The sequence below is a fragment of the Achromobacter xylosoxidans A8 genome, assembly GCF_000165835.1.
GTDB classification, from domain to species: domain Bacteria; phylum Pseudomonadota; class Gammaproteobacteria; order Burkholderiales; family Burkholderiaceae_B; genus Achromobacter; species Achromobacter xylosoxidans_B.
Genome location: NC_014640.1, coordinates 4,813,998 through 4,829,749 on the forward strand (window position 1 = coordinate 4,813,998; position 15,752 = coordinate 4,829,749).

The window sequence follows — 15,752 nt, forward strand, 5'->3', positions numbered from 1 at the left end:
GTTCCCGCATCGGAACTTCCGCGCTTGCGCCATCCTACGCGTCGGGATCGTGCTTGGCTGGCGTCGAGCCATTGCCGCTTCTGACCAGCCCCATCTGCACCGCGATGTAGGCCGCCTCCGCCTGGTTGCGCGCGTTGAGCTTCCAGTACAGGGTGCGCGCATGGCTTTTTACCGTGGCCACGGAAATGCCGACCTGCTGGCCGATCTCCCGCATGGTCTTGCCCTGTACCAGCAATTGCAGGATTTCTTCCTGCCGTTGCGTCAATTCCCTCAGTTCCTGGGTTGGCGGATGCGATGCGCCCTGAGGTCGGGCCGCGGGCTGCGGATAGCATTCGCCGCCCGCCATCACCAGGCTGACCGCAGCCGCCAGCGCGTCGGGACTGGAGGCCTTGGGCATGTAGCCCGCGACCCCTGCCCGCGCACACGCCGCCATGACGCCCGGGTCCAGCACCGAGTAAAGCACCAGCACCAGCCGCGGCATGAAGAACGCCATCGACTGGGACAGGAGGCCAACGTCCTGCTCGGCCAGGCCGCTGCAACCCATCACCAGCAACTCGACTGGGCGGTTGATCGAACTGGACATGGTGAGCAATTGGGCTGGCGAGATGGCCAGAATGTCATCGGTGTTCCGCGCACGCTCCAGCACATGCTGGATCGCGACACGGAGCAGAGCGTAGTCTTCGATCAGTACGGTTGTCATCCCGGGGGGAACCTTGTGACGCATGGCCCATACACGGTTCCCATGACGCTGGCGCATCATTGCTGCAACGGCAGGCTGCTGGCGTCACCGACCTCACGGGAATCTCGTCCGCGGCGCTGGATCGCGATGGCGAGGCGGAGTGGTTCGCCTTCTCGATCCAGACTTGCGGACACAACCCATGCTATCAGCGGCTACGTTCGCTGAATCTCGTTCAGGAGGATGATTGGTGGAGGAATGCAGCAGCACTGCGACCGCGGATACTGCTGTGTATGAATTAGCCAGGATGGCTATGCGCATTCCCGGCAGCAATGGAACGCGAACGTCCCAGGCTGCCGGGCAGGCAGCGCAACCTGCCTTGGTTACCCGAGCTTGCGCCCATAGAGCTGCCCGGCGTCCACATCCCTGCCATTGGGTTCATGCCATTCCAAGGTCGCGCCACGCTGCAGCGCCGCGTATACGGCTTCGCCCTTGTTCTTGACATGCAAGCGCTGGTAGAGCGTGCACGCATGCGTCTTGGCCGTGGCCACCGAAATGTTCAACATCCTGCTGACGGTCTTGATCGGATAACCGCGCGCCAGCAGCACCAGCACTTCGTATTGGCGCGGCGTGATCTGCAACAGCTGCGCGCCGGCGCTGACGGGCATGGAACCCTTGCTGGCGGCGGCATCGTCGGCGTCCCTGGCCGGCAAGGCGCAGACCGCTTGCGCCGGAGCCTGCAATGCCTGTTCGCTGGGGAAGCACTGCCCGCCCGCCATGACCAGGCGAATGGCCGCTTCAAGAATCTCCACCGAAGCCGTCTTCATCAGGCAACCGTAGACGCTGGCCCCGGGCAGGCCCTGTACCGGCATGGGCAGGGGCATCACGTCCGTCAGCAGCAGAATCCGCTTGGGCGTGAGCACGCGCTGGATTTCATGCAGCGCGCTCCATGCTTCGTCGGTATCCACCGGCAATCCGTAGATCAGCAGATCGGCGCCCGCGTGCACGCCGTCCGCCTTGGAGATGTCAGCCAAACCCATCCCCTCGATTTCCCACACATCATCCAACTTGCTCAGAATCTGCCACAACCCCAACCGCAGGAGCGGATGGGCTTCAATCAGGACCATCTTGGCCATGGTGTCCTCCCGGTTTTTCGACGGGCCTAGAAGGGATCTTCGCTGTGCTGAAGACTATTTTTTTTCCAGCCCCGCAGTGCGAGTCTGCAATATCCCGGAGTATCTAATGAAGCTGGCCCGGGGCATTTGGGCTGGGAGACTTTGGTAGCCAACATAACGGATGGCATGGACCCATCTTATGGTTCGAAATTGTCAAAATCAAGACGTTTCGGCTCGATATAATCCGACAAAAACAGAAATCATTCGTTAGCCTTAATCATCATCGTAAATACGGAGGAGACGCGCTCCTCAGCCGTTCCGGCGCTAGGGTTTTCACCAGCAATTCCCCATACGGAGCTTGCGCTTTCCCTATGGAACATGCAGTGCGGGCACGGGCTTCCGGCTAAGGCAGGCCATTGTTACAGCCATAAAAAAGCCGCGCCGCGGCATCCGCCGGGCGCGGCCTGGAAGTTCCGGAATCAAGGCAACAACTGTCTATATGTTTCCGCGGACACATCAAGCCCGTGCGTCTTTCTCGTAATCGAAATATAGGTAACATTTTTATTTTTGCGTTTCCGGCACGATTTACTCCATATAGGCGAAGTCAAATACCGTATGGCCGCCCTGATGATGCCAATGGTGCATTGAAGCATGGCGTTTTCTCAGGAAGCTCGCGTAGTGGATTTCGCCGTCCGTTTCCACGTAGGTGGAGGGCGACAACTCCTCGATCCGGTTCAGCGACACGCCCTTGCCGTAGTGGCAGAAGCCTTGGTATTGGGCGCAACGGATCACCTCTCCGCCAGGCGACACAACGATTCCGGCGTTGCGGGCCCGCATGGGGTTGCGGACGATGGGGTTGCAGGCATGCGGCGTCCACTCGGTCGAGCGCGGCGAATCCGAGAAAAATGCGAAGAGCTCATCGCAATGGCTTTGGCCGTCGGTCCGGTCGATATTTGTTAATAACCACCAATATTCTCCGTGCTTGAAAATAATGGTATCGACGGCGGATATATTAGTCATGAGATTTACATCAAGCTCCCACTTAAGCGGGAAATCGGTGCATTTCCATAGCTCTATACTGCGATTTCCGCAGGTTTCCGGCACCATGTAGGTAACGCCTTCGTGCTCGAATATATACGGGAACGACAAATGATAGGGTAGGTTCAAGGCCGTCCCCAGCAGGCGGAAAGCCCCGTCCGAGTAGGTCGCGACCGAGATCGTGCCCTTGCGGGAGGTAAAATCGTAATCCTCGAAAAATATATATGGCTTTTTATCCTGGGTATATACAAACGGATCTGCGAAGAATCTGCCCTTGGGCGGCTGCAACACCATGGCCTCGGACACGACCGCCTGCTGCCGGGCAGACGGAAACATACCAATCCGCCAGCGCACATTGCGCTTCATGATGCGCCGCACAACCAAATCCGACATTAACCATGCCTGGCGCGCAATATATGCGGCGCTATCCCACTCCACCGGATCCTCGCGCCGCAGGCCGCTCATGATCTGCATGGCGGGCGGCGCCACGCCTTGCTTGACGCGGGCCAGCGCCTGCAACGCGTCGTACACCATGAAATTTCCCAGGCTGAACGCGCGCGCCTGATTCTTCAACCAGAACACTTCGGTGTTGAAACTGCGCTGGTCCAGCAGTTCGTCCTGATCCTCCCGCGGCCCCACGCGCCAGAGTTTTACCGTGGTGTGGTCCTCGCGTTGGAAGACCTCCCAGAAGCCGGCATAGCGGCTGGTCGCCACCGCAATATCGGAATAACTCAGTTGCCACACGCCCAGGCGCGCCCAACCCGCCATTTGCTCGCGAGTGGCCGGCGATGCGCCCAATGTGATGACCAGATCCAGGGCCTGCGCCGCGACCTGGCTTTGCGCCTCGGCCGCTGGCATGCCAGGCGCCAGCGACAGGACGGCGGCCGTATCCGGCGGCATGCTTGCGCGCATGTCGCGGCAGGCCAGCGCCTGCCGCTGCTTGGCCGGCAACAACCGCGCTTCCAGGCGCGACAAGACGCCAAACAGGGCGCGCGTACTCAGGCGAGGAGACTTATCCCCGCCTTCCAGGTTCATCACCAGCAAAGCAGCGACTTCAAAATCCTGGCTATGCGTGAGCCAATCCACCATCTCATGCATCCAGCCGGGTTGCTCGTACCCGTCAACCAGCAGTCCCACTCTGTAGGTTTTCATTTCTCCTGCTCCTGTGCCAGGGCTTATCGGCCTTCCGTCCGGTACGGCGAACGGGCTAGCCAGTGCGTATTCAGGGGCGCGACAGATTCTTGTCTTCGCGCTGATACTGCGGGGTTTTGCGCGTCCCTTCCAGACCACATTCATCCTAGGTCGGCAGTCCGAGGACGAATGGCTCAGAATCATGCGCATACACTAGGAAATCGCTACTACCTACGCATGAGATTCGTCATCCCTCTGGTGGAGCCGGGCGAAAATCCGGCCGGTCCAGAATGTGCGACGCGCGTGCCGCTAGTGGTAAACCCTATTGGGGATAGCCGAGGCTCGCGTCTCAGCCATCTCTCACGCATAATTGTTTTTAAACGAACGTTTGAATTCAACCTTATGCAAGAAATCAGACCATCCCTCACCCGTGAATCCATCCTGGACACCGCCGAGGCCTTGTTTGCCCAGCAGGGACACGATGGCACCTCGATGCGCCAGATCACCACGGCCGCCGGCGTCAATCTGGCGTCGGTGAATTACCACTTCGGCTCCAAGGAGTCACTCGTGCAGGCGGTGCTCAAACGGCGCCTGGAAGTGCTGAATCGCGAGCGTTTGCGCCTTTTGGATGAACTGGAGGCGCAAGCCGAAGGCAGACCCCTCAAGCCGTCGCAGATCGTGGACGCTTTTTTCGGCACGTTGCTGCGCCTGGCGGCCGATCCCGCCCAGGCCGGCAGCACCTTCCTGCCCCTGCTTGAACGCACCATGACCGACCCCTCGGATTTCATCCGCGCGCTGTTCGCGGAGGAATACGCGGACGTACTTGAGCGCTACCGCAACGCATTGTTCGCAGCCCTGCCCGACGTGCCTCGCGCCGAGATCGTATGGCGCTTCCAGTTCATGCTCGGCGCCACGTCGTACGCCATCATCGGCACCGACCTGCTGCGCTCGGTCACCGGCTGGACCATCGACGACGCCGAACAGCCCGATAACCCGAACCTGCTGCTGCCGCGCCTCATGAGCTTCCTGCTCGGCGGCCTGCGCGCGCCGCTGCCGCAGGTGCCCTGAGCGCGACGCGCCCGCAGACGGAACAGAACCTCCACGGAGACAAGAAAATGAACGCAGTCATCCTCGCCCTGGTCATCGTCGCGCTGCTGGCCGCGGTCGTGCTGGGCGTGCGTCCCATCCGCCGCGCCCTGCTGTCCGCTCCGATCTTCAATCTGTACCGCACGGTGCTGCCGCAGATGTCGGACACCGAGCGCGATGCGCTCGAAGCGGGCACGGTCTGGTGGGAAGGCGAATTGTTCCGCGGCCGCCCCGACTGGAGCCGCCTGCTGGCCTATCCTCGCCCGCGCCTGAACGATGACGAACAACGCTTTCTCGACGTCCAGGCCGAAGAGGCTTGCCGCATGGTCAACGACTGGCACGTGACGCAGGAAAGCTACGACCTGCCGGCCGAAGTCTGGAGCTACCTGAAGACCCAGGGTTTCCTGGGCATGATCATTCCCAAGGCATACGGCGGCCTGGGGTTCTCGGCCTATGCCCACTCCGAAATCGTGACCAAGCTGTCCACGCGCTCGTCGGCCCTGGCGGTGTCGGTCATGGTGCCCAATTCGCTTGGCCCCGCCGAACTGCTGCTGCATTACGGCACCGACGAACAGAAGAACCACTATCTGCCGCGCCTGGCGCGCGGCGAGGAAGTGCCCGCCTTCGCGCTGACCAGTCCCTGGGCCGGCTCCGACGCCGCCGCCATCCCCGACAGCGGCATCGTCTGCAAGGGCGAATGGCAGGGCCGCGAAGTAATAGGCATGAAGGTCACCTGGGACAAGCGCTACATCACGCTGGCGCCCGTGTGCACCCTGCTGGGCCTGGCGTTCCGCCTGTACGATCCCGACGGCCTGTTGGGCGGCGCGAAAGACCTGGGCATCACCTGCGCACTGGTGCCGCACGACCATCCCGGCGTGGACACCGGCCGCCGCCACTTTCCGCTGAACGCCATGTTCATGAACGGCCCCACGCGCGGCACGGACGTGTTCATGCCGCTGGACTTCATCATCGGCGGCCCGGCCATGGCCGGCCAGGGCTGGCGCATGCTGATGGAATGCCTGGCCGCGGGCCGCTCGATTTCGCTGCCCTCGTCCAACACCGGCATGTCCAAGCTGACGACGCGGGCGGTAGGCGGCTATGCGCGCGTGCGCAGCCAATTCCGCACACCCGTCGGCAAGTTCGAAGGCGTGGAAGAAGCGCTGGCGCGCATCGGCGGCAACACCTACATGATGGACGCCGCGCGCAGCATGACGGCGGGCGCGGTGGACCTGGGCGAAAAGCCCTCGGTCGTGTCCGCCATCGTCAAGTACCACGTGACCGAGCGCGCGCGCCAGGTCGTCAACGACGGCATGGACGTCATCGGCGGCAAGGGCATCTGCCTGGGACCGTCCAACTTTCTCGGCCGCGCCTATCAGCAGATTCCCATCGGCATCACCGTCGAAGGCGCCAACATCCTGACGCGCAGCCTGATCATCTTCGGCCAGGGCGCGATCCGCTGCCATCCCTACGTGCTGGCTGAAATGCAAGCCGCGCAGTCGCCCGACCGCAAGCGCGGCCTGGACGATTTCGACCTCGCCTTCTGGGGCCACGTGGGCTTCGTCGCGAAGAACAAGCTGCGCGCCTTGGGCACCGCGCTCACCGGTGCGCGCTTCGTCGGCGTCAACGCCGACGTCGCACCCGACATGAAACGCTACTACCAACTGCTCAGCCGCTACAGCGCCGCCTTCGCGCTGCTGGCCGATACCTCCATGCTGGTGCTGGGCGGCAGCCTGAAGCGCCGCGAGCGCCTGTCGGCGCGCCTGGGCGACGTGCTGTCGCAGATGTACCTGATCAGCGCCACGCTCAAGCGCTTCGAGGACGAAGGCCGCCAGGCGGCCGATGCGCCGCTGGCCCACTGGTCGATCCAGGACGCGCTGTACAAGTTGCAGGAAGCCATCGAAGGCGTGCTCGACAACTACCCCAACCGCTTCGTGGCCTGGAGCCTGCGCCGCCTGGTCTTCCCCTGGGGCCGCACGCAGTCCCTGCCGTCCGACCAACTGGGGCAGGACGTGGCGCGGCTGCTGATCAACCCGAGCGCGACGCGCGACCGCCTGACCGCGGGCTGCCATCTGCCGGCTACCGAAGCCGAACCCGTGGGCGCGATCGAACTGGCCCTGGCCGCCACGCTGGACGCAGAACCCATCGAAGCCAAGATCCGCGAACTTGAAAAGCGCGGCGCGCTTGACGGCAATCCGCAGGCCAATGTGCGCGACATCGCCGACGCCGCCTTCGCCATCGGCGGCATCACCCCGGAAGAATTTGCAGTGGTGAAACGCCGCAACCGCTTGCGCGACACGGTGGTGAAAGTGGATGATTTTCCCTTTGACTTGCGCGCCGCGGACCAGGGCAGCCCCGCGGCCGAACGCAGGGTCGCCTGAAGGAGGCAGCGGATGGCATTCAAACCGGTTTACGTCGTCGACGGCGCCCGCACGCCTTTCCTGAAGGCGCGCACCGGCCCAGGCCCCTTCGCCGCCGGCGATCTCGCAGTGCAGGCCGGGCGCGCCCTGCTGCTGCGCCAGCCCCATGCGCCCACGGACCTGGACGAGGTCATCGTGGGCTGCGCCGCGCCGTCCCCCGACGAAGTGAACATCGGCCGCGTGATCGCGCTGCGCCTGGGCTGCGGCAACAAGGTGCCGGGCTGGACCGTCATGCGCAATTGCGCATCCGGCATGCAGGCGCTGGATTCCGCCATCGCCAACATCCAGTCCGGCCGTTCCGAACTGGTGCTGGCCGGCGGCACGGATGCCCTGTCGCGCGCGCCGGTGCTGTACTCGGACGAGATGGTGCGCTGGCTGGCCAGTTGGTATGCCGCCCGCGGCATGGGCGCCAAGCTCGCGGCATTGGGCCGCTTCCGACTGCGCAACCTTGCGCCCGTCATCGGCCTGCTCAAGGGCCTGACGGACCCGGTGGTCGGCCTGTCCATGGGACAGACCGCCGAGAACGTCGCGACCCGCTTCGGCATCGACCGCGCGGCGATGGACGCCTATGCGGCCCAGAGCCATGCGCGCGCGCTGGCGGCCCGCGCGGCCGGCGCGCTGGGCGAGATCTCGCCGCTGATCGACACGCAAGGCAAGCTCTATCCCGACGACGATGGCGTGCGCGACGACTCCACGCCCGAAAAACTCGCCAAGCTCAAACCCGTGTTCGACAAGCCCTGGGGCAACATCACCGCGGGCAACAGCTCGCAAGTGACGGACGGCGCCGCCATGCTCACGCTCGCTTCCGAGGAAGCGGTGCGCAAATGGAACTTGCGGCCGCTGGGCCGCATCGTCGACAGCCAGTGGGCCGGCCTCGATCCCGCGCAGATGGGCCTGGGTCCGGTACATGCGGCCACACCCATCCTGCAACGCCACGGCCTGGGCCTCAATGACCTGGACTTGTGGGAGATCAACGAGGCCTTCGCCGCCCAGGTGTTAGGCTGCCTGGCGGCCTGGCGCGACGATGCCTATTGCCAGGAGCATTTCGGCACGCCGGCCTGGGGCGACCTCGATCCGGCCCGGCTCAACGTCGATGGCGGCGCAATCGCCATCGGGCATCCCGTGGGCGCTTCCGGCGCCCGCATCGTGCTGCACCTGCTCGCGGCCCTGAAGCGCCGCGGCGCCAGACGCGGCATGGCGGCCATCTGCATCGGCGGCGGCCAAGGCGGCGCGATGCTGGTCGAAACCCTGGACGAGGACCGCCCATGACGACACTGGATACGCTATCCCACTGGCGCCTGGACCGCGATACCGACGGCCTGGCGTGGCTGACCTTCGACCGCGCCGGCAGCGCGGTCAATGCCTTGTCCGCCGACACCATGGGCGAGCTGGCGGTGGTGCTGGATGCGCTGGACGCAGTCCCGCCCGCGGGGTTGATCATCCAGTCCGGCAAGGCCACGGGCTTCATCGTGGGCGCCGACGTCAATGAATTCGCCAGCCTGGACACGCCGGAACAGGCGCGCGCGCTGGTCGCGCGCGGCTGGAATCTCTTCAACCGCCTGGCCGCGGTGCGCTATCCGACGCTGGCGCTGATCCAGGGCCACTGCCTGGGCGGCGGCCTGGAGCTGGCGCTGGCCTGCCGCTACCGGCTGGTGGCGGACCAGCCCGGCACCTCGCTCGCGCTGCCCGAAGTGATGCTGGGGATTTTCCCCGGCTGGGGCGGCATGCTGCGCCTGCCGCAACTGATAGGCGCGCCCGCCGCGCTCGACATGATGCTGACCGGCCGCGGCGCCGACGCGCGCCGCGCCGCCGCATTGGGTCTTGCCGACGCGCGCGTGCCGCCGCGCCTGCTGCTGGCCGCCGCGCGCCAGACGGTGCTGTCGCGCAAGGCGCCGCGCCGCGCGCGCGGCTTCGGCGGCTGGGCCAACCGCTGGCCGCTCAAGGCCATCGTCGCCAGCCGCGCCCGCAAGCAGATCGCCGCCAAGGATCCGCTGGGCCACTATCCCGCCGCGCCCGCCATCGTCGATATCTGGGAAAAACACGGCGGCAACGCCCTGCAGGCGCCCGCGCTGATCGACCGCATCATTTCCTCCGACACCGCCCGCAACCTGCTGCGGGTGTTCCGCCTGCAGGACCGGCTGAAGGCCAACGGCAAACAGGCCGGCATCGCGCCCGCGCGCCATGTGCACGTGGTGGGCGCCGGGGTGATGGGCGGCGATATCGCCGCCTGGTGCGCGCTCAAGGGCATGACGGTCACCTTGCAGGACCAGGACATGGCGCGCATCGCGCCGGCCATCAAGCGCGCCGCCCAGCTGTACTCGCGCCGCCTGAAGGATCCGCGGCTGGCGCGCGCGGCGTTCGACCGCCTGATGCCCGACCCGGCGGGCGGCGGCGTGCCGCTGGCCGACATCGTCATCGAAGCCATCAGCGAACAGCCCGAGGCCAAACGCGCGCTCTACCGTTCGCTGGAACCGCGCATGAAGGCCGATGCCCTGCTCGCCACCAACACCTCCAGCCTGGCACTGGAGACCTTGCGCGCAGGCCTTGCGCACCCAGAACGTCTGGTGGGCATCCACTTCTTCAATCCCGCGGCCAAGATGCCCCTGGTGGAGGTGGTGCACGCCGAAGGCGACGCAGGCGACGCGCAAGCCCGCGCCTGCGCCTTCGTCGGGCAGATCGACAAGCTGGCGCTGCCGGTCAAGAGCGCGCCGGGCTTCCTGGTCAACGCCGTGCTGGCGCCCTATATGCTGGAGGCCATGCGCAGCGTGGATGAAGGCTTGGCGCCCGAGGCCGTGGACGCGGCCATGGTCGCCTTCGGCATGCCGATGGGACCGCTGGAGCTGGCAGATACCGTGGGCTTGGACATCGCGCGCGCGGCAGGCGAGGAACTTGCTGGCGGCGCCGAGCCGCCGCGCTGCCTGGCCGAGCGCCTGGCGCGCGGCGACCTGGGCAAGAAGAGCGGCCGCGGCTTCTACATCTGGCGCGACGGCAAGCCGGCCAAGGGCGCCAGCCCCGCCGGCGCGCCCGCCGGACTGGCGCAGCGCCTGATCCAGCCGCTGATAGACGCCACGCGCCAGCGCGTGGACGCGGGCATCGTCGCCGACGCCGACCTGGCGGACGCGGGCGTGATTTTCGGAACGGGGTTCGCGCCATTCACGGGCGGCCCCTTGCATTACCAGAGCAGTAAAGCATTGCGCGATATAAGACCGGCTGAGGCCGATTAGGACCTGTACCCCCTAAACCGGAACGACAAGACCGGCAGTGCCATAGAGACATCTATCCATCACGAGGAGGCAGTACCATGAGCAGACGTTCATTGTCCCTGAGCACCTTGTCGGCCCTCGTGGTCGGCCTGGGCGCGACCACGGCAACGCACTCGGCCGGCTTTCAGCTCCTGGAGCAGAACGCCAGCGGCCTGGGCAACGCCTATGCGGGCTCTGCGGCGAATCCGGAGAACGCCAGCATCATCTATTACAACCCGGCCGGCATGACCTACCTGCCCGGCTTCAACGTGTCCGGCGGCGTCAACCTGATCAAGCCGTCGTTCAAGTTTTCCGACAACGGCGACAGCCGCAACCCCAGCATTCCCGGCCTGCCGGGCACCGGCCTGGGCGGATCGCGCCCGACCGGCGGCAACGGCGGCGACGCCGGCAACCTGGGCGTGGTGCCCAATATGTACGCCTCCTGGCAATTGAACGAGCAGTGGTACATCGGCCTGGGCGTGGGCGCGCCCTTCGGCCTGATGACCGAGTACGACGACGGCTGGGTGGGCCAGTACCACTCCAACAAGTTCGAGATCAAGACGATCAACGTCAACCCGTCGATCGCCTACAAGGTCAACGAGAAGTTCTCCATGGGCTTTGGCTTGAATTGGCAGCACATCGACGCCAATTACAAGAAGAAGACCGTGCTGCCGGTTCCAGGCCTGCCGCTGGGCACCACTGGCGACGCCGACTTGAATCTCAAGGGCGACGCCTGGGGCTGGAACGTGGGCTTCATGCTGCAACCGACGGAAGACACCCGCATCGGCCTGTCCTACCGCTCCAAGATCAAGCACACGGCCAAGGGCGATACTGACATTACCAGCATCTATCCGCGTGGCAACTCGGTGTCGTTCGACGCCAAGGCAACCGTGTCCCTGCCCGACACCCTGATCCTGAGCGCGGCGCACCAGTTGAACGAACGCTGGGAGCTGCTGGGCGACGTCTCATGGACCGGCTGGAGCAGCATCCCCAACCTGAAGATCCGCAACTCGGGCCCTGGCGCGCGCGATGACGAGCTGCCGCTGAACTTCCGCGACAGTTGGCGCGTCGCCCTGGGCGCCAACTACAAGTTCGCGCCCAACTGGAAGTGGAAGTTCGGCGTCGCCTTCGACCAGTCGCCCGTGTACAAGGAAGCCGACCGCCCGACCTCGCTGCCGGACAACGACCGCTACTGGCTCTCGACCGGCGTGCAGTGGCAGGCCACCAAGGACACCACGCTCGACGTGGGCTATACCTATCTCTATCTGCGCAAGACGGACATCGATACGACGTCCGGCAGCCAGCTGACCAAGGGCCGCGTCGCGGGCACCTATGACAGCAATGCCCACATCCTGGGCATACAGCTGTCGTCCCGCTTCTAACCCGCCCCGGATGGCGGGGCCCGGCCTCGACCGGACCGCCTCGCCATCCGCATTTTTTCAGGAGACTGCCTTGAGCAAGTTCGTCGTCAAACACGTCGCCGTCCTGGGGGCCGGCGTCATGGGCGCGCAGATCGCCGCCCATCTGGCCAATGCCGGCGTGCCCGTCACGCTGTTCGACCTGGCCGCCCCCGAAGGCGACCGCAACGGCACGGTCAAGAAGGCGATCGCCGGCTTGAAGAAGCTGGAGCCCGCGCCGCTGGCCGGCGCTGCGCGCCTGGCGTACATCACGCCCGCCAACTACGACGACGACCTGGAACGCCTGCGCAGCTGCGACCTGGTCATCGAGGCCATCGCCGAACGCATGGACTGGAAGACCGCGCTGTACGAGCGCATCGCGCCGCATGTGGCCCCTGGCGCCATCATCGCCTCCAACACCTCGGGCCTGTCGATCGACGCGCTGGCCAACGCCCTGCCCGCGGGCCTGCGCGACCGCTTTTGCGGCATCCACTTTTTCAATCCGCCCCGCTACATGCGGCTGGTGGAGATCATCGCCACCTCGCACACCCAGCCCGCCGTGCTCGACCAGCTTGAAACCTGGCTGACCTCGACCCTGGGCAAGGGCGTGATCCGCGCGCTGGACACGCCCAACTTCGTGGCCAACCGCATCGGCGTGTTTTCGATCCTGGCAGCGATGCACCACACGGCCCGCCTCGGCCTGGCGTTCGACGAGGTCGACGCGCTGACCGGGCCGAAGATCGGCCGCCCCAAGAGCGCCACCTACCGCACCGCCGACGTGGTCGGCCTGGACACGCTGGCCCACGTGGTCGGCACCATGGAAAAGAATCTGCCGGACGATCCCTGGCACCGCTACTTCAAGCTGCCCGAGTGGCTCTCGGCCCTGATCGCCAAGGGCGCGCTGGGCCAGAAGACAGGCGCCGGCGTCTACCGCAAGCAGGGCCGCGAAATCCAGGTGCTGGACCTGAAGGCGCAGGACTACGCGCCCGGCGCCGGCAAGCTGGCCGACGAAGTCGCCGCCCTGCTGAAGGAACGCGACCCGGGTAAGCGCTTTGCCGCGCTGCGCGCCAGCGGCCACCCCCAGGCCCAGTTCCTGTGGAGCCTGTTCCGCGACATCTTCCACTACAGCGCCGTGCAGCTTGAACACGTGGCCGACAACGCCCGTGACCTGGATCTGGCCATGCGCTGGGGCTTCGGCTGGGCCCAAGGTCCGTTCGAGACCTGGCAGGCCGCCGGCTGGCAAGCCATCGCCGCCGCCGTTGCCGAGGACATCGCCGCCGGCCAGGCCATGAGCGATGCGCCGCTGCCCGCCTGGGCGCTGGAACCGGACCGCCAGGGCGTGCATGCGCCGCAAGGCTCCTACTCGGCGCGCACCGGCCAGCTGCGCCCGCGCTCGACGCTGCCGGTGTACCGCCGCCAGCTGTTCCCCGAGCGCGTCTACGGCGAAGGCGCCAGCGAGCGCGGCGTCACGATCTGGGAAAACGAAGGCGTGCGCCTGTGGAACCTGCCGCAGGCCGACGCCGGCGTGGCCATCCTCTCGGTCACCTCGAAGAACCACACCCTGGGCGCCGAAGTGCTGGAAGGCATCCTGCAGGCGGTGGCGCGCGCCGAACGCGAATACGACGGCCTGGTCATCTGGCATGACGCGCCCTTCGCAGTGGGCGCCAACCTGCAGCAGGTCGCCGAGGCCTGCGCCGCCGGCCAGTGGGACATGCTGGAAGCCACGGTCGAGAAATTCCAGCGCACCTCGCAGTCGTTCAAGTACGCGCAGATTCCCACCGTGGCGGCGGTGCAGGGCATGGCGTTGGGCGGCGGCTGCGAATTCCTGATGCATGCCTCGCACCGGGTGCTGGCGCTGGAAAGCTATGTCGGGCTGGTGGAAGCCGGCGTCGGGCTGATTCCGGCCGGCGGCGGCAGCAAGGAATTCGCCGGTCGCGCCGCCGCCCTGGCGGCCACGACCGCCACGCCGGGCGAGGTCTTCCCCTACCTGCAGCCGGTGTTCCAGACCATTGCCATGGCGCAGGTCGCCAAGAGCGCGCTCGAAGCGATCGCCACGGGCTTTGCCCGCGAGCACGACATCGTCGTGTTCCATCCGGACGAACTGCTGTACGTCGCCATCGGCCAGGCCCGCGCCGCAGCCGAGGCCGGCTACACGCCGCCGCCCCGCCTGCGCGACATTCCCGTCGCCGGCCGCAACGGCATCGCCAACTTCGAAATGGTGCTGGTCAACATGCGCGAAGGCGGCATGATCAGCGCCCACGACTACCGCGTGGCGCGCAGCGCCGCCGTTGCCCTGTGCGGCGGCGAGGTCGAAACCGGCGCCAAGGTCGACGAGGAATGGTTGCTGGCGGTGGAACGCAAGGAATTCGTGGCGCTGCTGCGCACGCCTGAAACGCAGGCCCGCATCCGCCACACCCTGGACACCGGCAAGCCCCTGAGGAACTGACATGAGCAAGCAGATTCAAGACGCCTACATCGTCGCCGCCACGCGCCTGCCGGTGGGCAAGCGCAACGGCGCCTACATCACCACCCGCCCCGACGACATGCTGGCGGCCGCGCTCAATGGCGCGCTGGCGCAGGTCCCGGGCCTGGACGCCGCGCGCATCGACGACGTCATCGCCGGCTGCGCCATGCCGGAAGCCGAACAGGGCATGAACGTGGCCCGCATCGGCCTGTTGCTCGCCGGCCTGCCGCAAAGCGTGGCCGGCGTCACCGTGAACCGCTTCTGCGCCTCCGGCCTGCAGGCGGTGGCTGACGCCGCGGCCCGCATCCGCACCGGCGAAGCCGACATCATGATAGGCGCCGGCACCGAATCCATGAGCGCCATGCCGCAGATCATGGGCAACAAGGTGTCGATGAACCCGGCCATCTTCGAACACCAGGAAAACATCGGCATGGCCTTCGGCATGGGCCTGACCGGCGAGAAGGTCGCCGAACGCTGGAAGGTCTCGCGCGAGGACCAGGACGCCTTCGCCCTGGCCTCGCACCAGAAGGCCTGCGCCGCCATCGCCGCCGGCCATTTCCGCGCCGAGATCACCCCCTATGAAACGGTGTCGCGCCAGCCCGGCGACGCCAGCGGCACGGTGCGCGTCACGCGCCGCCTGGTCGAGGTGGACGAGGGTCCGCGCCCGGACAGCAGCGCCGCGGCGCTGGCCCGGCTGAAGCCCGTGTTCGCCGCGCGCGGCAGCGTCACCGCCGGCAACAGCTCGCAGATGTCCGACGGCGCCGCCGCCGTGATCCTGGTGTCCGACCGCATCCTGCGCGAATTCAACCTCAGCCCGCTGGCGCGCTTTGCCGGCTTCGCCGTGGCCGGCGTGCCGCCCGAGGTCATGGGCATCGGCCCCGTGGCAGCGATTCCCAAGGTGCTGCAACGCGCCGGCATCGGCCAGGACGCGCTGGACTGGATCGAACTGAACGAAGCCTTCGCCGCCCAGTCGCTGGCCGTCATCCGCGAACTGAAGCTGGATCCGGCCAAGGTGAACCCACTGGGCGGCGCGATCGCACTGGGCCACCCGCTGGGCGCCACGGGCGCGATCCGCACCGCTACCATCACCCACGGCCTGCGCCGCACGGGCGGCAAGTACGGGCTGGTGACCATGTGCATCGGCACCGGCATGGGCGCGGCCGGTCTGTTCGAGGCGATGTAGACG

The 15,752-nt window shown here is 66.2% G+C and carries 10 protein-coding genes; 7 read left to right on the plus strand and 3 right to left on the minus strand.

Annotated features, from left to right (window positions below):
• Window positions 1–34: 34 nt before the first annotated feature.
• From AXYL_RS22250 to AXYL_RS22260, 3 genes are all read right to left on the minus strand, one after another.
• Window positions 35–700, minus strand: a complete 666-nt coding sequence (locus AXYL_RS22250; RefSeq protein WP_013395119.1) for a response regulator transcription factor — start codon at window positions 698–700, stop codon at window positions 35–37.
• A gap of 359 nt (window positions 701–1,059) precedes the next feature.
• Window positions 1,060–1,812, minus strand: coding sequence for a response regulator transcription factor (locus tag AXYL_RS22255; protein ID WP_013395120.1), 753 nt, complete (start codon window positions 1,810–1,812; stop codon window positions 1,060–1,062).
• A gap of 564 nt (window positions 1,813–2,376) precedes the next feature.
• Window positions 2,377–3,981: a hypothetical protein gene (locus AXYL_RS22260; RefSeq protein ID WP_013395121.1), complete on the minus strand. Its 1,605-nt coding sequence runs from the start codon at window positions 3,979–3,981 to the stop codon at window positions 2,377–2,379.
• Window positions 3,982–4,362: 381 nt separating this feature from the next.
• Here AXYL_RS22260 and AXYL_RS22265 point away from each other — a divergent pair, with 381 nt between their 5' ends.
• The 7 genes from AXYL_RS22265 (at window position 4,363) to AXYL_RS22295 (ending at window position 15,749) form a co-directional block, all read left to right on the plus strand.
• Complete coding sequence (locus AXYL_RS22265) at window positions 4,363–5,028, plus strand: TetR/AcrR family transcriptional regulator (RefSeq protein WP_013395122.1); 666 nt, start codon at window positions 4,363–4,365, stop codon at window positions 5,026–5,028.
• Between the two features lie 47 nt (window positions 5,029–5,075).
• On the plus strand, window positions 5,076–7,424 hold the full coding sequence (locus AXYL_RS22270; RefSeq protein ID WP_013395123.1) for an acyl-CoA dehydrogenase: 2,349 nt from the start codon (window positions 5,076–5,078) through the stop codon (window positions 7,422–7,424).
• 12 nt (window positions 7,425–7,436) lie between these two features.
• Window positions 7,437–8,732, plus strand: coding sequence for an acetyl-CoA C-acetyltransferase (locus AXYL_RS22275; protein WP_013395124.1), 1,296 nt, complete (start codon window positions 7,437–7,439; stop codon window positions 8,730–8,732).
• Window positions 8,729–10,687 (plus strand): 3-hydroxyacyl-CoA dehydrogenase NAD-binding domain-containing protein, encoded by a 1,959-nt coding sequence (locus tag AXYL_RS22280; protein ID WP_013395125.1) that lies wholly within the window; start codon window positions 8,729–8,731, stop codon window positions 10,685–10,687. The genes AXYL_RS22275 and AXYL_RS22280 overlap by 4 nt, the downstream gene beginning before the upstream one ends.
• A 77-nt stretch (window positions 10,688–10,764) precedes the next feature.
• On the plus strand, window positions 10,765–12,087 hold the full coding sequence (locus AXYL_RS22285) for an OmpP1/FadL family transporter (protein WP_013395126.1): 1,323 nt from the start codon (window positions 10,765–10,767) through the stop codon (window positions 12,085–12,087).
• Between the two features lie 70 nt (window positions 12,088–12,157).
• A complete protein-coding gene (locus AXYL_RS22290) occupies window positions 12,158–14,548 on the plus strand; it encodes a 3-hydroxyacyl-CoA dehydrogenase/enoyl-CoA hydratase family protein (protein ID WP_013395127.1) in 2,391 nt (796 codons plus the stop codon).
• A 1-nt stretch (window position 14,549) separates the two neighbouring features.
• The gene (locus AXYL_RS22295; protein ID WP_013395128.1) at window positions 14,550–15,749 is read left to right on the plus strand and encodes an acetyl-CoA C-acyltransferase; all 1,200 of its coding nucleotides are present in this window, start codon (window positions 14,550–14,552) and stop codon (window positions 15,747–15,749) included.
• Window positions 15,750–15,752: the final 3 nt, after the last annotated feature.

What these genes read in the sequence shown, in the direction of transcription:
- AXYL_RS22285 (WP_013395126.1), top strand. Translation starts at nt 10,765, where the DNA reads ATGAGCAGACGTTCATTGTCCCTGAGCACCTTGTCGGCCCTCGTGGTC.
- AXYL_RS22270 (WP_013395123.1), top strand. Translation starts at nt 5,076, where the DNA reads ATGAACGCAGTCATCCTCGCCCTGGTCATCGTCGCGCTGCTGGCCGCG.
- AXYL_RS22280 (WP_013395125.1), top strand. Translation starts at nt 8,729, where the DNA reads ATGACGACACTGGATACGCTATCCCACTGGCGCCTGGACCGCGATACC.
- AXYL_RS22295 (WP_013395128.1), top strand. Translation starts at nt 14,550, where the DNA reads ATGAGCAAGCAGATTCAAGACGCCTACATCGTCGCCGCCACGCGCCTG.
- AXYL_RS22250 (WP_013395119.1), bottom strand. Translation starts at nt 700, where the DNA reads ATGACAACCGTACTGATCGAAGACTACGCTCTGCTCCGTGTCGCGATC.
- AXYL_RS22260 (WP_013395121.1), bottom strand. Translation starts at nt 3,981, where the DNA reads ATGAAAACCTACAGAGTGGGACTGCTGGTTGACGGGTACGAGCAACCC.
- AXYL_RS22275 (WP_013395124.1), top strand. Translation starts at nt 7,437, where the DNA reads ATGGCATTCAAACCGGTTTACGTCGTCGACGGCGCCCGCACGCCTTTC.
- AXYL_RS22265 (WP_013395122.1), top strand. Translation starts at nt 4,363, where the DNA reads ATGCAAGAAATCAGACCATCCCTCACCCGTGAATCCATCCTGGACACC.
- AXYL_RS22255 (WP_013395120.1), bottom strand. Translation starts at nt 1,812, where the DNA reads ATGGCCAAGATGGTCCTGATTGAAGCCCATCCGCTCCTGCGGTTGGGG.